General features: G+C 75.6%; 17 protein-coding genes. 8 read left to right on the forward strand and 9 right to left on the reverse strand.

Features of this window, described 5'->3' with window-relative positions; all coding sequences use genetic code 11:
- A complete protein-coding gene (locus IH44_RS0124625; protein ID WP_030461890.1) occupies positions 1-600 on the reverse strand; it encodes a phosphatase PAP2 family protein in 600 nt (199 codons plus the stop codon).
- Positions 600-1,937, reverse strand: a complete 1,338-nt coding sequence (locus IH44_RS0124630) for a diacylglycerol kinase family protein (protein WP_051817277.1) — start codon at positions 1,935-1,937, stop codon at positions 600-602. The genes IH44_RS0124625 and IH44_RS0124630 overlap by 1 nt, the downstream gene beginning before the upstream one ends.
- A gap of 68 nt (positions 1,938-2,005) precedes the next feature.
- Between IH44_RS0124630 and IH44_RS0124635 the strand changes: the two genes are divergently transcribed.
- Together IH44_RS0124635 and IH44_RS0124640 are read left to right on the forward strand one after the other, a co-directional pair.
- Positions 2,006-2,674, forward strand: a complete 669-nt coding sequence (locus IH44_RS0124635; protein ID WP_030461892.1) for a response regulator transcription factor — start codon at positions 2,006-2,008, stop codon at positions 2,672-2,674.
- Positions 2,671-3,825 (forward strand): sensor histidine kinase, encoded by a 1,155-nt coding sequence (locus IH44_RS0124640; protein WP_232795071.1) that lies wholly within the window; start codon positions 2,671-2,673, stop codon positions 3,823-3,825. Before IH44_RS0124635 ends, IH44_RS0124640 begins: the two co-directional genes overlap by 4 nt.
- Positions 3,826-3,997: 172 nt before the next feature.
- Here IH44_RS0124640 and serS read toward each other — a convergent pair whose 3' ends face one another.
- Positions 3,998-5,293: a serine--tRNA ligase gene (serS, locus tag IH44_RS0124645; RefSeq protein WP_030461894.1), complete on the reverse strand. Its 1,296-nt coding sequence runs from the start codon at positions 5,291-5,293 to the stop codon at positions 3,998-4,000.
- Between the two features lie 197 nt (positions 5,294-5,490).
- On the opposite strand from serS, the gene IH44_RS0124650 reads away from it, so the two are divergent.
- Together IH44_RS0124650 and IH44_RS0124655 are read left to right on the forward strand one after the other, a co-directional pair.
- Positions 5,491-5,913, forward strand: coding sequence for an SRPBCC family protein (locus IH44_RS0124650; protein ID WP_030461895.1), 423 nt, complete (start codon positions 5,491-5,493; stop codon positions 5,911-5,913).
- A 100-nt stretch (positions 5,914-6,013) separates the two neighbouring features.
- Positions 6,014-6,469, forward strand: a complete 456-nt coding sequence (locus IH44_RS0124655) for a MarR family winged helix-turn-helix transcriptional regulator (protein WP_030461896.1) — start codon at positions 6,014-6,016, stop codon at positions 6,467-6,469.
- Between the two features lie 50 nt (positions 6,470-6,519).
- Here the strand turns inward: IH44_RS0124655 and IH44_RS0124660 are convergent, their stop codons facing one another.
- Together IH44_RS0124660 and IH44_RS0124665 are read right to left on the reverse strand one after the other, a co-directional pair.
- Positions 6,520-7,317, reverse strand: coding sequence for an alpha/beta fold hydrolase (locus IH44_RS0124660; RefSeq protein WP_030461897.1), 798 nt, complete (start codon positions 7,315-7,317; stop codon positions 6,520-6,522).
- 114 nt (positions 7,318-7,431) lie between these two features.
- On the reverse strand, positions 7,432-7,635 hold the full coding sequence (locus IH44_RS0124665; RefSeq protein WP_030461898.1) for a DUF4287 domain-containing protein: 204 nt from the start codon (positions 7,633-7,635) through the stop codon (positions 7,432-7,434).
- 145 nt (positions 7,636-7,780) lie between these two features.
- Here IH44_RS0124665 and IH44_RS0124670 point away from each other — a divergent pair, with 145 nt between their 5' ends.
- Positions 7,781-8,689, forward strand: a complete 909-nt coding sequence (locus IH44_RS0124670; RefSeq protein ID WP_030461899.1) for a hypothetical protein — start codon at positions 7,781-7,783, stop codon at positions 8,687-8,689.
- A 28-nt stretch (positions 8,690-8,717) separates the two neighbouring features.
- Here IH44_RS0124670 and IH44_RS0124675 read toward each other — a convergent pair whose 3' ends face one another.
- Entirely contained in the window at positions 8,718-9,752 is a 1,035-nt protein-coding gene (locus IH44_RS0124675) for a helix-turn-helix transcriptional regulator (RefSeq protein WP_030461900.1), read from the reverse strand.
- A 124-nt stretch (positions 9,753-9,876) separates the two neighbouring features.
- Between IH44_RS0124675 and IH44_RS0124680 the strand changes: the two genes are divergently transcribed.
- Positions 9,877-10,731 carry an isocitrate lyase/phosphoenolpyruvate mutase family protein gene (locus tag IH44_RS0124680; protein WP_030461901.1) on the forward strand — a complete coding sequence of 285 codons (855 nt, stop codon included), beginning with the start codon at positions 9,877-9,879 and terminating at the stop codon, positions 10,729-10,731.
- Positions 10,732-10,806: 75 nt separating this feature from the next.
- On the opposite strand, the gene IH44_RS0124685 is transcribed toward IH44_RS0124680, so the two are convergent.
- The 3 genes from IH44_RS0124685 to IH44_RS0124695 form a co-directional block, all read right to left on the reverse strand.
- On the reverse strand, positions 10,807-11,250 hold the full coding sequence (locus tag IH44_RS0124685; protein ID WP_030461902.1) for an iron chaperone: 444 nt from the start codon (positions 11,248-11,250) through the stop codon (positions 10,807-10,809).
- A 233-nt stretch (positions 11,251-11,483) separates the two neighbouring features.
- Entirely contained in the window at positions 11,484-13,628 is a 2,145-nt protein-coding gene (locus tag IH44_RS0124690; protein ID WP_030461903.1) for a cation-translocating P-type ATPase, read from the reverse strand.
- Positions 13,629-13,681: 53 nt separating this feature from the next.
- On the reverse strand, positions 13,682-13,954 hold the full coding sequence (locus tag IH44_RS0124695) for a heavy-metal-associated domain-containing protein (protein WP_030461904.1): 273 nt from the start codon (positions 13,952-13,954) through the stop codon (positions 13,682-13,684).
- A gap of 342 nt (positions 13,955-14,296) precedes the next feature.
- Between IH44_RS0124695 and IH44_RS0124700 the strand changes: the two genes are divergently transcribed.
- Both IH44_RS0124700 and IH44_RS0124705 read left to right on the forward strand, forming a co-directional pair.
- On the forward strand, positions 14,297-15,214 hold the full coding sequence (locus IH44_RS0124700; protein ID WP_035956256.1) for a hypothetical protein: 918 nt from the start codon (positions 14,297-14,299) through the stop codon (positions 15,212-15,214).
- An 80-nt stretch (positions 15,215-15,294) separates the two neighbouring features.
- On the forward strand, positions 15,295-16,695 hold the full coding sequence (locus IH44_RS0124705; RefSeq protein ID WP_035956258.1) for an MFS transporter: 1,401 nt from the start codon (positions 15,295-15,297) through the stop codon (positions 16,693-16,695).
- Positions 16,696-16,719: the final 24 nt, after the last annotated feature.

The following is a 16,719-nucleotide window of genomic DNA, read 5'->3' on the forward strand; positions in this document are numbered from 1 at the left end:
TCAGGGCCGGTCGCACCCCGCGCCCGGGCCGGGCACCCACGCGTCCAGGCCCGCGACCACGCTGCCCGCGACCGTGCCCAGCAGCGCGCCCGCGACGACGTCGCCCGGGTAGTGGACGCCGGTGTGGACCCGGGAGTAGCCGACCGTCGCGGCCAGCAGCCCGAGCGGCGCCGCCGCCCACGGCAGCTGGGAGGAGACCCCGGTGGCGAAGGCGAACGCCGACGCGGTGTGCCCGGACGGGAAGGACGCCGACTCGGGCATCGGCACGTGCCGGGCCTCGGGGACCTTCCCGCCGACCCGGTCCGGCCGCGGGCGGCGGGCCAGCGTCTTGCCGAGCAGGTTCGCCGCCGCCGAGGCCACCGCCACCGACCCGAGGCCCACCAGCGCGGCCCGGCGCGGCCGCCCCGGCAGCAGGGCCAGCCCGCAGGCCACCGCGATCGAGACCTTCGAGTTGTTCGCGGCCGTGGACAACTGCCGCAGCCGCTCGTCCAGGGTCGGTGTCGGGGTCGCCGCCACCGCGACGTACACCGCCTCGTCCACCGCCGAGAAGTCCGCCACCACGCGCTGTCCCGCCAGCACCCACCGCGTCAACGCCCGCACTACGCACCGCCGTTCGGATCGGTCCGGCCCGACGCCAGGTGCGCCAGCCGGCTCCACTTCAGGGCCGGTACCGGGGCCACCGTGCCCGGCCGGTCGCGCGGGACCCGCACCCGCAGCGCACCGGGCCGGATCGTGCAGCGCACCGGCACGTCCAGTTCCAGGGCCTCGCCGTCCACCGCGACCGGGATGCTCGCCACGTCCGCCGTGACCAGCACCTCGCGGCCGACCAGGACCGTCACCGCCTCCGCACTCGTACCACGCAGCGCCAGGTCGGCGGCCTGCGCCGCGCCGTCCACCCGCACCCCGAGGACGCCGAGCGCACCGCGGTCCATCCGCGAACGCCGCCCCGGGTCGAGCAGGTCGCCCGCGTCGTACGGGTTGTTGCTGACCAGGACGGCCTGCGGGCGCTCCAGCCGCTGCCCGCCGGCCTCGGCGGCGAGCTGCGCGCCCGCGTAGCCGACCAGCAGGTCCGGCAGCATGGCCAGGATGGTGGCGGCCTTCGCGTCCCGGTACTCGGGGTTCTGCACCACCTCCGCGTAGGTGCCGAACGAGACGTTGTTGACGAAGGCCCGGCCCGCGACCTCGCCGAGGTCGACCCGCAGTTCGACGCCGTCGGCGAGCGCGTCCAGGCAGCGGGCCGGGTCGTCGCGGTCCAGGCCCAGGTCGAGCGCGAAGTGGTTGCGGGTGCCCGCCGAGACCACCAGGAACGGCAGCCCGTGCCGGGCCGCGACCTGCGCCACCAGCGCCTGGGTGCCGTCACCGCCCGCCACGCCCAGCAGGTCGGCGCCGTCCGCGACGGCCCGCTCGGCCAGCTCGGTGACGTCCTGCTGCGCGTCCGGGTCCAGCAGCACCACCTCCGCACCCAACTCCCGGGCCCGCTCCGCCAGGTGGAACTTCCCCACCTTCCCGCCGCCGGACTTCGGATTCATGATCAGGACGGCCTTGCGCGGCGGATCGACCTCCCGCTCCGGCATCTCCCGGGACCGCCCGGCCGCGCGCAGCGCCGCCCGGGCCAGCCACAGACCCGCCGCCCACAGCGCCACCGCGCCCAGCACCCACGGCCACGTCCCGCCGCCCACGTACAGCACCACCGCGCCCACCGGGGCCGCCACCGCCAGCAGCACCCCCAGCCAGCGCACCGGCCCGCGCCGCGACAGCGCCCACCACCCGCCGACCGCCATCAGCGCCAGCGCGGCCACCCCGACCGCCACCACCAGCGCCCCGCGCAGCCCGGCCCCGGCGGCCAGCAGCAGCACCGCCGCCAGCCCGCACCCGATCGCCGCCCGCGCCGACCACACCGCCCTCGCCGGCCACACCGACCTCGCCGCCTCTCCCATCCGTCGACCGTAACGCCCTGTCAGCTACCCCGCCCGGCACGCCGCATCCCTGTGGCAGAATCCGCCGGGTGACCATCCGGGTGCTGATCGCCGACGACCAGGAGATGGTGCGGCGGGGACTGCGGCGCATCCTGGAGACCCAGCCGGACCTCACCGTGGTCGGCGAGGCCGGCGACGGGGTCGCCACCGTCGAGGCGGCCCGCGCGCTGCGCCCGGACGTCGCCCTGGTGGACGTCCGGATGCCCCGGATGGACGGCCTGGAGGTGGTCCGGCAACTGTGCGGGCCGGGCGCCGACCCGCAGGTCCGGGTGGTCGTGGTGACCACCTTCGACCTGGACGAGTACGTGTACCCGGCGCTGCGCGGCGGCGCGTCCGGCTTCCTGCTCAAGCGCTCCGGACCGGCGCTGCTGATCGAGGCGGTGCGCGCCGCGGTGGCCGGGGACAGCCTGATCAGCCCGTCCGTCACGGTCCGGCTGCTGCGCCACGTCACCGGGCGCCGCCCCGGCGCGGACCCGCTGGCGGAGCCGCTGACCCCGCGCGAGACGGAGATCGCCCGGGAGGTCGCCGAGGGCCGCACCAACGCCGACATCGCGGCCGCGCTGTTCATCTCGGCGGGCACCGTCAAGACCCATGTCGCGCACATCCAGCGCAAGTTGGGCGTCCGCAACCGGGTCGGCATCGCCATGCGGGCGTTCGAGCTCGGCTACCTCACCGACCTGCCGGGCGGCCCGGCGTGAGCACTCGCCGGGCGGCGGCGAGCACCGGCCGGGTTGCGGCGAGCGCCCGCCGGGCGGCGGTGAGCACCCGCCGGATGGGGGCGACGGCCGCCGCCGCGCTGCTGCTGCTCGTCCCCGCGCCGTTCGGCCCGTGGCCGGTCTGGCTCCCGGCGCTCACCGCCGCCGCGGTGCTCGCCCTCACCGCGCTGGGCGGCCCGGCGGCGGTGTGCTGGGCCGCCGGGCTCTCGCTGGCCGCCGACCTCGGCCAGGTCGGCGAGAACGGGCCGGCGCTGCTCTGGATGCCGGTCGAGTACGCGCTGCTGCTGGTGCTCACGGTGCGCGCCGTGCGGCGGCTGCCCGGCCGCCGGGCCTGGTGGGGCGGGGCGCTCGGCGCGCTGGCCGGGCTGGCCCTGCCGCTGCGCTTCGCGCTCCGGCAGCCGCACCCGCTGGACGCCTCGGTCGCCGGACTGCTCATCGCCGCCCTGCCGGTCGCCGCGGCCGTCGGCACCGGCCTGTACCTGCGCCGGCAGGACGAGCGGCGGACCCGCGCGGTCGACGACGCCCGCCGCGCACAGCGCCTGGCCGTCGCCGGGGACCTGCACGACTACGTCGCCCACGAGCTGACCGGCATCCTGCTGGAGGTGCAGGCCGCGCGGCTCGGCGGCCACGACGAGGCGGAGAACGCCCGGCTGCTGGCCCGGCTGGAGGCCGCCGGGCAGCGCGCGCTGGCCTCCATGGACCACACCCTGGACGCCCTGCGGGCCCCCGACGGCGCCGCGCCCCGCCGCCACACCCTGGCCGAACTCCCGGCGCTGCTCGGCCACTTCCCGACCCCGCCCGCCCTGCACGGCCTGGCCGGACTGCCCGCCCTGCCGCCCGCCGTCGAGGACGCCGCCTACCGGGCGGTGCTGGAGGCGCTCACCAACGTCCGCCGCCACGCCCCCGCCGCGGACCGGGTCACCGTCACGCTCGCCCACGCCCCCGGCAGCGGCCTCACCGCCACCGTCACCGACGGCGGCCCCACCCACCCGCACCCCCGCCCGGGCGGCGGCAGCGGCCTCGACGCGCTGCGCACCCGGCTCGCCGCGCTCGGCGGCGAACTGGCGGCCGGCCCGCTCGGCCCGGCCGGCCCCGGCTGGCGGGTCGAGGCCCGGATCCCGACCGGCGACTGACCCCCGCGGCCGACGGCCCCGAACGCGCTGGCGGTCCCGAACGCGCCGACGGCCCCGAACGTGCCGACGGCCCCGGCCGTGCCGGTGGAATTGACCGTGCCGGTGGCCCCGAACACGCCGGTGGCGCACGGCAGTTCGCCGTGCGCCACCGTCACCGCCACCTCCCGCGTTCCTACTCCTCGACGGGCGTGCCGTCGGCCGCGATCCGGGCGAAGCCCAGGTACGGGCGCAGCGCCTTCGGCAGCAGCACCGAGCCGTCGGCCTGCTGGTGCTGCTCCAGCACCGCCGCGATGGTCCGGCCCAGCGGCAGGCCCGAGCCGTTGACGGTGGCGGCCGGGGTCGGCTTGCCCTTCTCGTCCCGGGTGCGGATGCCGGCCCGGCGGCCCTGGAAGGTGCCGAAGTCCGAGACCGAGGAGATCTCCCGGTAGGTGTCCTGGCTGGGCAGCCACACCTCCAGGTCGTACGTCAGGCGCGACGAGAAGCCGGTGTCGCCGGCCGCCAACGTGACGACGCGGTAGGCGAGTTCGAGCTCCTGCAGGCAGGTCTCGGCGTGCGAGACCATCAGCAGCATCTGCTCCCGGGCCTGTTCGGCGGCGCAGATCCGGACCATCTCGACCTTCGAGAACTGGTGCAGCCGGATCAACCCGCGGGTGTCGCGCCCGTACGAGCCGGCCTCCGAGCGGAAGCACGGGGTGTGCGCGGTGAGCGCCAGCGGCAGTTCGGCGGGCGGGACGATCTCGTCCGCGTACAGGTTGGTCAGCGGCACCTCGGCGGTCGGGATCAGGAACAGGTCCCGGTCCGCGACGCCGGTCCGGAACAGGTCCTCCTCGAACTTCGGCAGCTGCCCGGTGCCGGTCATGGTGCGCCGGTTGACCAGGTACGGCACCGCGTGCTCGACGTACCCGTGCCGGCGGGTGTGCACGTCCAGCAGCAGGGCGACGATCGCCCGCTCCAGGGCGGCACCGGCACCGCGCAGCACGCTGAAGCGCGAGCCCGACAGCTTGGTGGCCCGGCCGAAGTCCATGATGCCCATGGTCTCGCCGAGGTCGACGTGGTCCTTGGGCGTGAAGTCGAAGTGCTGGGGCTCGCCGACCCGGCGCAGCTCGCGGGCGTCCTCGTCGGAGAAGCCGTCGGGGGCCTCGTCGTCGGGCAGGTTGGGGATGGTCAGCAGCAGGTCGGTCAGCTCCTGCTGGACCTGCTCCAGCTCCGCCTCGTTCTGCTGCACCTGCTCCTTGAGCGCGCGGGCGGTCTCCTTCAGCTCGGTGACGTCCCCGCCCTGCTTCGCGGTGCGCTGCACCTCCTGGGCGACCTGCTTCGAGCGGGCCCGCAGCTCGTCGCCGGCCTGGATGCCGCTGTTGCGGCGGGACTGCAGCGCCTCCAGCGCGGACAGGTCGAGCCGGTAGCCACGACGTGCCAGAAGCCGGACGGCTTCGTCCCCCAGGTCGATCAGGACGCGGGCATCATGCATCGGAGTCGGTTCTCCTCTGAGTACGGCGGTTGCAGCGGGTGGATTCGCCCCGACCGTAGCAGGGGCGGGGAAGCCGCTGCAGCGCCTTTCGGGCCCGCCGCGCGCGGGGCGCGCCCTCCCTTGCGGAGATGATCCCTGCAGAGATAATCTCTGCAGAGAGGAAATCGAATGGAACACCGACCGCAGGGGGAACCGCCATGTGGCAGCACGAGTACACCGCCGAGACCGCCGCCGCGCCGAGTGCCGTCTGGGCCGTGCTCAGCGACCTCGACCACTGGACCGACTGGGACACCTCGATGGAGGCCGTCGCCCTGGAGGGCCCGTTCGAGGTCGGCGGCCGGGTCTCGATGACCCCGACCGGGCAGGAGCCGATCGTCTCCGTCATCACCCGGATCGAGGCGGACCGCGCCTACGCCGACCGCACCGAGTTCGGCGGCGCCGTACTGGACTTCTCGCACACCCTCACCGCCCTCCCCGCTGGCGGCACCCGGGTGGTCCACCGCCTGGAGATCACCGGCCCCGAGGCCGACCAACTCGGCCCCGAACTCGGCCCGATGATCACCGAGGACTTCCCGGACGCGATGGCCGCCCTGCTGGCCCGCGCCGAACGGACCGCCTGACCGTCCGACCGCCTGACCGTCCGACCGGGGCGACCGTCCGACCGTGTTGGATGGTCCGGCCGACCGGAAACGCCGGAGACGCACGAAGGAGGACGGGACGATGGACGGACTGGTCGAGGGCCCGGCGAACAGCCCCGGCTTCTGGCTCTGGCACGCCACCCTGCGCTGGCAGCGCGAGGTCGCCGCCGCCCTCGCCCCGTACGATCTGACGCACCCCCAGTTCGTGCTGCTCTCCTGCGCCTGGTGGCTCAACGAGCAGGGCGCCACCCCCAACCAGCAGGAGCTCTCCGCCCAGGCCGGCACCGACGTCCGCACCACCTCCCAGGTGGTGCGGAAACTGGAGGCCAAGGGCCTGCTCGACCGCACCACCGACCCCGACGACACCCGGGCCCGCCGCCTGCGCATCACCCCCCGCGGCACCGCCCTCGCCCGCGCCGCGATCCCGGCCGTCGAGGCGGTCGACCGCACCTTCTTCACCCCGGCCGCCCACGGCTCCCCGTCCCTCGCCCCGGACGCCCTCAGCCACCTGCTCCGCCGCCTGACCGAAGCCCCGTAACCCCCGGCCCGGACAGCCCCGGCCCCGCGCGGCCTCGGCTCTGCGCGGCCTCAGCCGCGGGCGACGAACTCCGCCACCACCGGCCCCAGCACCTCCGGCGCGACCTCGTGGGTCTGCCCCGCCAGGGTGCGGTACTCGGCGCCCGCGGCGGCGGCCGTCGTGGTGGCGGCGTCGCGCAGCATCGCGGGGCTGAACTCGCCGTCGGCGACCAGCACCGGCACCGGCAGCCCGGCCAGCAGCGCGGTCGGCACCGGCGCGCCCGCCGCCCCGTCCAGCACCTCCGCGTCGTTGACCAGGGTCGGCGCCACCGCCACGAAGGCCGGCCACACCGGCGACTGCCGCAACTGCTCGACCATCGGCTCGGGGGAGCCGACGAAGACCATGAACCGGGCCACCGCGTCGCCCGGCTCGCCCGCCAGGACGTCCTTCTCGACGCCCGCCCGGTACTCCGCGAACCGGGCGCGCTGCTCCTCGGAGGTGCTGAACGGCGGCTCGTACGCCACCACCCGCTCCACCCCGATGCCCGCCCCCGCCGCCCGCAGCGCGAGCGCCGCCCCGGAGGACAGACCCAGCAGCGTCGCCCGGCCGCCCGCCGCCGCGACGACCGCCGCCAGGTCCTCCACCTCCCGCTCCACGGCGTACGGCCCGCCCGCACCGCTCTCCCCGCGCCCGCGCCGGTCGTAGCTGAACACCCGGTGCGCCCCGGCGAGTTCGGCCGCGAGACCGCCCGACGGCCCGAACGCGCGGTGGCACAGCGCGCCGTCCACGATCACCACGGCCGGGCCGCTGTCACCCGCCACCTGGTGGGCGATCCGGGTGCCGTCGGCGGAGGTCACGTACTCGGTCATGCCAACTCCCTGTTGAATGGCTCTGGTTGCTCTGGTTGCTCTGGATGCTCTGGTTGTGCTGATTGCTCTGGTTTTCCGACCGGCCGCGCCCGGCCGCGCCCGACCCCGCCCCGCTCACCTGCCGGCGTCGGCCAGGGTGTGCGCGACCAGCGCGTTGGCGTGCCCGTGGCCCAGCCCGTGCTCGGACTTCAGCCAGGCCACCAGCTCCATGTGCTTGGTCAGCGGCGAATCGGTGATCAACTGCTGCCACTCGGCGATCGGACGCCCGTACTTCTGCTCGATCGAGGGGAAGTAGCTGGCCGGTCCCTTGACGCTCATCTGCTCGCTCCGTCCGTGTCCGTGTTCCGCGCGCCGCGTTCCGTGTTCCGCGTGCTGCGCGCCGCCGTCACAGGAGGAGACGCGACGCCCCGGCGGAACTCATCGGTCCTCGCCAAAGTTTTTTCCGGCCCGTACGGTTCGGGCCATGGCACGCATCGACGACAGCACGATCGACCGGGCGGCCGGCTACCTGTGGACGGCGGGCCGGGTCCTCGAACAGCGGCGCTTCACCCACCTGTTCGGCGAAGACCCCGACCCGGCGGGCGTCCTGGCCGCCCTGGACGCCTACCGCGCCCCCGGCGGCGGTTGGGCGTACGGCCTGGAGCCGGACGTCCGCGGGCCCGCCGCCCAGCCGCTGGCGGCCGGCGCGGCCGCCCGGATCCTGGCCGAGGCGGACGCCCTGAACGGCCCGCGCGGCACCGAACTCTGCGACTGGGCAGCCACGTTGACCACCGACGAGGGCGGCGTCCCGGCCGTCCTGCCCAGCCTGCGCCGCTACCCGCACCCGCCCTTCCTGCCGATCGCCGACGACCCTCCCGCCGAACTGCTCTCCACCGGCCAGATCGCCGCCCCGCTGCTCCGGGCCGGACTGCAGCACCCCTGGCTGACCGGCGCGGCGGAGTTCTGCCGCCGCGCGATCGAGGCGATCGGGACGACCCACCCGTACGAGATGATCACCGCCGTCGGCTTCCTGGACGCCGCCCCGGACCGCGCCTGGGCCGGGCAACAGGCCGACCGGCTGGGGGAGTTGGTGCGCGAGCAGCAGCTGGTGCTGCTCGACCCGGCCCACCCCGAGCAGGTCCGGCTGGCACCCGGCTACGCGCCAGGCGAGTTCCACTTCCCGCACGACTTCGCGCCCACCCCGGACAGCCTGGCCCGGTCCTGGTTCACCGACGCCGAGACCGAGCGCGGCCTCGACCACCTGGCCGCCGCCCAACTCCCGGACGGCGGCTGGCCGATCACCTGGGCCCGCTGGTCCGCCGCCACCGAGCACGAGGCCCGCCCGGGCGTCACCCTGGCCGCCCTGCGCACCCTCCGCGCCTACGCGGGCTGAGCCCCCCGCCGGCCACCGGCACCGCGCCCTACGGCAGCGCCGCCAGCCACCCGTCCGCGACGGCGGTCCGGGCGTACAGCACGAAGCGCCCCGCCCGGTGCGAGGAGACCAGCCCCGCGGTGCGCAGCGCGGTGAGGTGCTGGGAGGCCGCCGGGGCGGTGATGCCGCAGCGGGCGGCGAGTTCGGTGGTGGAGGCGGGGACGTCCAGTTCGGCCAGCAGCCGGGTGCGGGTGCGGCCGAGTACGGGCGCGAGCGCCTCGGCGCGCGGGGCCGGCCGGTGCTCCCAGACGGTCGCGGCGCCCAGCGCGGGGTAGCAGAGCTGCGGCGGGTCGGGGGAGACGGTGCGGGTCAGCAGCCGGGGCCAGGCGAACACCGAGGGCACCAGCAGCAGTCCGGCACCGGTCGGGATCCGGGTGACGGCGCAGTGCCGCTCCGACAGGTGCAGGGTGCCGTCCGCCCAGCGCACCGTCCCGTGCAGTTCGCCGAGCACGGCCGCGCTGCCCCGCTCGGCGGCCCGCCGGGCGCGCCGCAGGACGTCCGCCTCCAGCACCGCGCCGATCCGCGACCAGTACGGGGCGAGGGCGAGCTGCCAGAACGCCTCGATCTCGGCGGTGATCCGCCGCAGCGCCTGCTCGGGTTCGCGTTCCAGCGCCCGCAGCCGGGGTCCGCTCCGGCCGCCACGACCGTCGCGGCCGTCATAGCCGCCACGACCGTCACGGTTGCCGCGGTCGGCGTGCAGGCAGTCCAGGTCGTGCCGGAGCAGCGCGGGGCCGGTGGCCCGGATCGCGGCCAGCTCGGCGGCCAGATCGGTGACCGGCCGGTCCGGGACGGGGTTGAGGAAGTCCGGCAGGTGCCCGTGCGGCGGGACCAGTTCGGCCAGCCAGCCGCGGTCCAGCCCGGCGGCGGCCAGCCGGGGCCGGACCTGCGCGGCCCAGCGGCGGTGCGGCACGGGCACCGGGTCGGCGGCCAGCGCGCGGCAGGCGGCGACCACCTCCCACATCGGCGAGACCGCGAACCTGGTCAGCGCGAGGTCGTCCGCCGTCAGCGGCAGCCCGGTCCGCACCCCGCCACCCCCGCATCCGCCGCCGTCGATTAGGCCGCAGCTTAATCGGTCGGCGCGGCCCCGCCCGGCCGGGCAGGATCGGTTCCGACCACCGTGCCCACCCCGCACCGGAAGCGAGCCCCGCATGTCGAACCGCACCCTCCCCGCCCGTTCCGCCGAGCACGCCGCCACCCTCCGCGCCCTCGCCGCCGCCGACGACGCGCCGCTGCTGCTCCCGAACGCCTGGGACGCGGGCAGCGCGGCGGTGATCGCCGCGGCCGGCGCCGCCGCGATCGCCACCACCAGCGGCGGCGTCTCCTGGTCGGCGGGCCGCGGCGACGGCCAGGGCCTGGACCGGGCGGCGATGGCCGAGGCGGTGCGCCGGATCGCCGCCGCCGTGGACGTCCCGGTGACCGCCGACGTCGAGGGCGGCTACGGCCCGGCGCCCGAGGACGTGGCCGAGACCGTCCGCGCGGTGGTCGCGGCGGGCGCGGTCGGCGTCAACCTGGAGGACTCGGCCGCCCCGGGCGGCCCGCTGTTCACCGTCGCCGAGCAGTCCGCCCGGCTGCGCGCCGCCCGGACGGCCGCCGCTGAGGCGAGCCTGCCCGGGCTGCTGGTCAACGCCCGTACCGACGTTCACCTGTTCGGGGTCGGCCCGGCGGACGGCCGCCCGGCCGAGGTGCTGCGCCGCGCCGAGGCGTACGCGGCGGCCGGGGCCGACTCGCTGTTCGTCCCCGGCCTGCTCGACCTCGCCGCACTGAAGGAGCTGACCGCCGCGTCCCCGCTGCCGGTCAACGCGATGGCCGTCCCGGGCGGCCCGACCGTCGCGGAACTCGCCGCCGCCGGGGTCCGCCGGATCAGCCTGGGCACCGCACTCGCCCAGGCCGCGTACACCGCCGCGCACCGGGCCGCCACCGAACTGCTCGGCACCGGCACGTACGGCGCGCTGGGCGGCGCGCTCGACTACGGCACCCTGAACGGCCTGCTCGCCGACCGCTGACCCGACCACTGATCCGGTGATCCGGATGCCGACCCGACCGCAAACCCGGCCGCCACCCCAGCCGCTGACCCGGCGTCAGGACACCGCGCGCTTCACCAGCTCGGCGACCCGGGCTGCCTCCGCGTCGCCCAGCTCGGCGACGGCGAAGTAGGTCGGCCACAGCGCGCCGTCGTCCAGCTTGGCGCTGTCGCTGAAACCGATCATCGCGTACCGGGACTTGAACTTGGCCGCGCTCTGGAAGAAGCACACCGGCTTGCCGTCCGCGTTGTTGTACGCGGGCATGCCGTACCAGGTCTTCGGGGCCAGCTGCGGCGCCACCTCGGCGACGATCGCGTGGAAGCGCCGGGCGAGCACCCGGTCCTCCTCCGGCATCTCCTCGATCTTCGCCAGCAGGTCCTGCTCGGCCTCGGCCGCCTTCGCCGCGGCCGAGGCCCGCTTGGACTCCGCCTTCAGCTCCTTGGCGCGCTCCTTCATCGCCGCGCGCTCGTCCGCCGTGAAACCCTCGTGCTTCTCCGCCATGGCCGGTCCTCCCGTTTCCGTTCTCCGTCGTCATCGATCCTAGGAACCGGGCGGCCCTCCCGGCTTCTCGGAAACTGACCGGCTCGACCGGCCGCGCCAAAAGCCCAAGCCCCAAGCCCCAAAGCCCAAGGCCCAAGGCCCAAGGCCCAAAGCCCAAAGCCCAAGCCCAAAGCCCGAGCCCAAAGCAGTGGAGCCCGGCCCCCGGGCCGGACTCCACTGCGGCGTCGACGGCCTCAGCGGGCCTTGAAGGTCCGTAGCCGCAGGCTGTTGCCGACCACGAACACCGAGGAGAAGGCCATCGCCGCCCCCGCGATCATCGGGTTCAGCAGCCCGCTCGCCGCCAGCGGCAGGGCGGCCACGTTGTAGGCGAAGGCCCAGAACAGGTTGCCCTTGATGGTGGCCAGCGTCCGCCGCGACAGCCGGATCGCATCCGCCGCCGAGCGCAGGTCGCCGCGGACCAGGGTGAGGTCGGCGGCCTCGATGGCCGCGTCGGTGCCGGTGCCGATCGCCAGCCCCAGGTCGGCCTGGGCGAGGGCGGCCGCGTCGTTGACGCCGTCGCCGACCATCGCCACCGTCCGGCCCTCGGCCTGCAGCCGCTGGACGGTCGCCACCTTGTCCTCGGGCAGCACCTCGGCGATCACGTCCTCGGCCGGGATGCCGACCTCGGCCGCCACCGACTCCGCCACCAGCCGGTTGTCACCGGTCAGCAGCACCGGCCGCAGGCCCAGGGCGCGCAGTTCGGCGATCGCCTCGGCACTGGTCGGCTTCACCGCGTCGGCGACCTCCAGCACGGCCCGGGCCGCCCCGTCCCAGCCCACCGCGATCGCGGTCCGCCCGGCCCGCTCGGCCGCGGCCTTCGCCGCGAGCAGCCCGGCCGGCAGGTGCTGCGACCAGTCGGCCAGCAGCGCCTCGCGCCCGGCGACCACCGCGTGCCCGTCGACCACGCCCTGCACGCCCAGGCCGGGGACGTTCTCGAAACCCTCGACGGCCGCCAGGTCACCGAACCGCTCCTGCGCGGCGGTGGCCACGGCCTGCGCGATCGGGTGCTCGGAGGCGTGCTCCAGCGCCCCGGCCAGCCGCAGCGCCTCCTCCTCGGTGGTGCCCTCGGCGGTGTGCACGCCCAGCAGCGCCATCCGGCCGGTGGTCACGGTGCCGGTCTTGTCGAGCACGATGGTGTCGACCCTGCGGGTGTTCTCCAGCACCTCCGGGCCCTTGATCAGGATGCCGAGCTGGGCGCCGCGCCCGGTGCCGACCAGCAGCGCGGTCGGGGTGGCCAGGCCGAGGGCGCACGGGCAGGCGATGATCAGCACCGCGACGGCCGCGGTGAACGCCGCGCTCCAGCCCTCGCCGGTGCCCAGCCAGTAGCCCAGGGTGGCCAGCGCCAGGGTGATCACGATCGGCACGAACACGCCGGAGATCCGGTCGGCCAGGCGCTGCGCGGCGGCCTTGCCGTTCTGCGCGTCCTCCACCAGCTTGGCCATCCGGGCCAGTTGGGTGTCCGCGCCGACCCGGGTCGCCTCGACGACCAGGCGGCCGCCCGCGTTGACGGTCGCGCCGGTCACGCTGTCGCCGGGCCCGACCTCCACCGGCACCGACTCGCCGGTCAGCATCGAGGCGTCCACCGCGGAGCTGCCCTCGACCACCGTGCCGTCGGTGGCGACCTTCTCGCCGGGCCGCACCACGAACCGGTCCTTCGAGCGGGCCTCGAAGTACCGTCCGGCCAGGATGAACGCGGTGACGCCGGCCGCCGCCTCCAGGTAGATGTTCGAGGAGCCGTCCGAACGGGCGATGGTGAATTCGAAGCCGTGCCGCATCCCCGGCATGCCCGCGTCCCCGAAGAACAGCGCCCACAGTGACCACAGGAACGCGGCGCCGGTGCCCAGCGAGACCAGGGTGTCCATGGTCGCCGCGCCGTGCTTCGCGTTGGTCCAGGCGGCCTTGTGGAACGGCCAGGCGGCGTACGTCACCACCGGCGCGGCCAGGGTCAGCGACAGCCACTGCCAGTTGTCGAACTGCAGGGCCGGCACCATCGCCATGGCGATCACCGGCACCGCCAGCGCGACGGCCGCGACCAGCCGCTGCCGCAGCGGCGCCAGCTCGTCGGCCCGCCCGTCCGCTCCGGCCGCCTCCCGCTGCTCCGCCGGGGGCTCCGGCAGCGCGGCGGTGTAGCCGGTGGCCTCGACGGTGGCGATCAGGTCGGCGACCTCCACGGGCCCCTCGACGACCACCCGGGCCTTCTCGGTGGCGTAGTTGACGCTGGCCCGGACGCCGTCCATGCGGTTGAGCTTCTTCTCGATCCGCGCGGCGCAGGACGCGCACGTCATGCCGCCGATGCGGAGTTCCACCTCGGTGGAGGCGGGTGCTGCCTGGGTGGTCATCAGGGCTCCTCGTGGTCTCTCCCGGCCGTGGCCGGGTTCCTGCGGTCGGTCTCTCAGGCCCGGCCGGTCAGTTCGTAACCGGCCTCGTCGATCGCGGCGCGCACCGCCTCGTCGGCCAACCCGGCGGCCGAGTCGACGCTCACCAGCCCGCCCTTGACGTCGACCCGTACGGCCTGCACGCCCTCCAGCGCGCCGACCGCCTTCCCGACGGCCTGCTCGCAGTGGCCGCAGGTCATCCCGGCGACGGTGAACACGGTGGTGACGGCGGCCGGCGCGGCCACGGTCGCGGTGGTGGAGCAGGTGCCTTCGCTGGAGCAGCAGGACATGGGAACCTCCGGTGTGGTCTGCGATACCCAGTGGGGGTATCGCCTTCATGCCCTCAGTTATACCCCTGGGGGGTATGCGTCGCAAGCGTCCGCCCGAGAAAAACCGCCCACCCCTCCGCCGCCGCTCCTCCGCCCTGGAAATTTCGACCCCTCCCGTCCGGTCCGCCGCCACCCCCTCGACCTGCGGAAACGCCGCCCCGTCCGGCCGTCGCGACCCCTGTCCGCCCTCCCGACCCTGGTTGACACATACCCCTGGGGGGTATCTACTCGCTGCCGTCGGAACGCCCCGGAGTCCCGGGAGCGACCCCGACCCCCTCTCGCACCACCACCCAGGAGCCCGCCATGAACACCGCCCTCAAGGTCACCGCCTTCGCCGCCGGCCTCGCCGCCACCTTCACCGCCGCGTACGGCGTCGGCCACGCCGTCGGCCCCGCTCCCGCCCAGCCGCACCCCGCCGCCCACGGCGGGCACGCCGCCCACCCGGCCGACGACGCGGGCGCCACCGCCCACGCCGACCACCAGGTCGGCGGCCTGCAGGCCGCCGAACGCGGCTACACCCTCAGCCTGGACCGCACCGTCGTCCCGGCCGGGGGGCCGACCGAACTGAGCTTCCGGGTGCTGGCCCCCGACGGGCACCCGCTCACCGCCTACCGGCCCGCGCACGAGAAGGAACTCCACCTGATCGTCGCCAACCGCGACCTGACGGACTTCCAGCACCTGCACCCGGTCCGCGCCGCCGACGACACCTGGGCCGCCCCGGCGAACATCGCCGCGGCCGGCGACTACCGGGTCTTCGCCGACTTCACCCCGGCCGCCGAGACCGACCCGCTCACCCTCGGCGCCGACCTGCACGCCGCCGGCGACTACCGCCCGGCCGCCCTCCCGCAGACCGGCCGCACCGTCACCGTCGACGGCTACACCCTCACCCTCACCGGCGACCTCGCCCCGGGACGGCCCGGCCGCCTCGCCTTCACCGTGACCAAGGACGGCCGCCCGGTCACCGACCTCGACCCGTACCTCGCCGCCTACGGCCACCTGGTGGTCCTACGGGCCGGCGACCTCGGATACCTGCACGTCCACCCGGACGGCGAACCCGGCGACGGCGCCACCGCCCCCGGCCCGGAGATCGACTTCGCCGCGACCGCCCCGAGCCCGGGCGACTACCGCCTCTTCCTGGACTTCCAGCACCAGGGCACCGTCCACACCGCGGCCTTCACCCTCACCGCCGAAACCGCCGCTCCCGAACCCCACCAGCACTGACCCCGCCCGTCCCCCCGCCCCGCGCACCCATCCGTCCCCCACATACCCCCACCCGGTATATCCCAGAGGAGCTCCCAGCCATGTCCGACCCCAGCGCACCACCCGCACCGCGCCGTTGGACGGCGCTCACCCTGATCGCCCTCGCCCAGTTCATGGTCATCATGGACACTTCGATCATCGGCGTGGCCCTGCCCGAGATGCGATCCGCGCTCGACTTCTCGCCGGAGGGCCTGTCCTGGGTGTTCAACGCCTACGTGATCGCCTTCGGCGGCCTGCTGCTGCTCGGCGGACGGCTCTCCGACCTGCTCGGCGCCAAGCGCGTCTTCGCGGCCGGCTGGACGGTCCTCGCCGCCGGCTCCCTGCTGGCCGGCCTGGCCGGCACCGCCTGGGTCGAACTGGTCGGCCGCGCCGTGCAGGGCGCGGGCTCGGCCCTGATCGCCCCGGCGGCGCTCACCCTGCTGATGACGCTCTTCGGCCCCCGCCCGGCCGAACTGCCCAAGGCGTTCGCCCTGTACGGGGCGGCCGCCCCGGCCGGCGGCACCGCGGGCGTGTTCCTCGGCGGCCTGATCACCCAGTACGCCAGCTGGGAGTGGGTGTTCTGGATCAACATCCCGGTGGCGCTGGCCGTGCTCGCCGCCACCCCGTCCGTGATGCCCGCCGCCGCGGTCCGCCGCGGTTCGATCGACTGGCTCGGCGCGGCCACCGTCACCGCCGGCCTCGCCGTCACCGTCCTCGCCGTCGTCCGCGCTCTGGAAGCGGGTTGGGGCTCGGCGCAGACCTGGCTCGCCCTCGCCGCCGGCCTGCTGCTGATCGCCGCGTTCGTGCTGCTGCAGTCCCGCCGCCGAGAACCGCTGATGCGGCTCGGCATCTGGCGCAGCCCGAACCTGGCCGGGGCCAACCTGGCCCAACTGCTGATGGCGGCGGCCTGGATCCCGATGTGGTTCTTCCTCAACCTCTACCTGCAGCAGGTCCTCGGCCTCGGGGCGTTCGCCTCGGGCGCGGCACTGCTCCCGATGACCGCCGCGATCATGCTGATGATGATCGTCCTGGCGCCCCGGCTGATCGCCCGCTTCGGCCCCAAGCCGCTGATCGTCACCGGCCTCGCCGCCCTCGCGGCCGGCATGTACTGGCTCTCGCTGGCCCGCCCGGACGGCAGCTTCGCGGTCGACGTGCTGCCCGCCTCCCTGCTCGCCGCGATCGGCATGTCGCTGGCCTTCATCCCCTCCCTCGGCACCGCCCTCGCCGTCCCCGACCCCGCCGAGGGCGGCCTCGCCTCCGGCATCGTCAACACCTCCTACCAGGTCGGCTCCGCCCTCGGCCTGGCCGCCATGACCGCCGTCGCCGCCGCCAACGGCTCCCGCCGACTCACCGACCCCACCGCCCTCACCCACGGCTTCTCCACCGCCTTCCTCGGCGCCGCCCTCCTCGCCCTCCTCGGCGCCCTCACCTCCCTCCTCACCCTCCGCACCCGCACCCCCTGACCCCGCCCCCGGCCGCACCCGCAC

Origin of the sequence: Kitasatospora sp. NRRL B-11411 (assembly GCF_000721345.1) — a bacterium.
Classification (GTDB): domain Bacteria; phylum Actinomycetota; class Actinomycetes; order Streptomycetales; family Streptomycetaceae; genus Kitasatospora; species Kitasatospora cineracea.

Excerpts from the sequence above, each read along its gene's own strand:
- IH44_RS0124650 (WP_030461895.1), top strand. The coding sequence starts at position 5,491 with ATGTGGCAGCACGAGTACACCGCCGAGACCGCCGCCGCGCCGAGTGCC.
- IH44_RS0124655 (WP_030461896.1), top strand. The coding sequence starts at position 6,014 with ATGGACGGACTGGTCGAGGGCCCGGCGAACAGCCCCGGCTTCTGGCTC.
- IH44_RS0124670 (WP_030461899.1), top strand. The coding sequence starts at position 7,781 with ATGGCACGCATCGACGACAGCACGATCGACCGGGCGGCCGGCTACCTG.
- IH44_RS0124695 (WP_030461904.1), bottom strand. The coding sequence starts at position 13,954 with ATGTCCTGCTGCTCCAGCGAAGGCACCTGCTCCACCACCGCGACCGTG.
- IH44_RS0124630 (WP_051817277.1), bottom strand. The coding sequence starts at position 1,937 with ATGGGAGAGGCGGCGAGGTCGGTGTGGCCGGCGAGGGCGGTGTGGTCG.
- IH44_RS0124705 (WP_035956258.1), top strand. The coding sequence starts at position 15,295 with ATGTCCGACCCCAGCGCACCACCCGCACCGCGCCGTTGGACGGCGCTC.
- IH44_RS0124680 (WP_030461901.1), top strand. The coding sequence starts at position 9,877 with ATGTCGAACCGCACCCTCCCCGCCCGTTCCGCCGAGCACGCCGCCACC.
- IH44_RS0124700 (WP_035956256.1), top strand. The coding sequence starts at position 14,297 with ATGAACACCGCCCTCAAGGTCACCGCCTTCGCCGCCGGCCTCGCCGCC.
- IH44_RS0124690 (WP_030461903.1), bottom strand. The coding sequence starts at position 13,628 with ATGACCACCCAGGCAGCACCCGCCTCCACCGAGGTGGAACTCCGCATC.
- serS (WP_030461894.1), bottom strand. The coding sequence starts at position 5,293 with ATGCATGATGCCCGCGTCCTGATCGACCTGGGGGACGAAGCCGTCCGG.
- IH44_RS0124660 (WP_030461897.1), bottom strand. The coding sequence starts at position 7,317 with ATGACCGAGTACGTGACCTCCGCCGACGGCACCCGGATCGCCCACCAG.
- IH44_RS0124665 (WP_030461898.1), bottom strand. The coding sequence starts at position 7,635 with ATGAGCGTCAAGGGACCGGCCAGCTACTTCCCCTCGATCGAGCAGAAG.
- IH44_RS0124685 (WP_030461902.1), bottom strand. The coding sequence starts at position 11,250 with ATGGCGGAGAAGCACGAGGGTTTCACGGCGGACGAGCGCGCGGCGATG.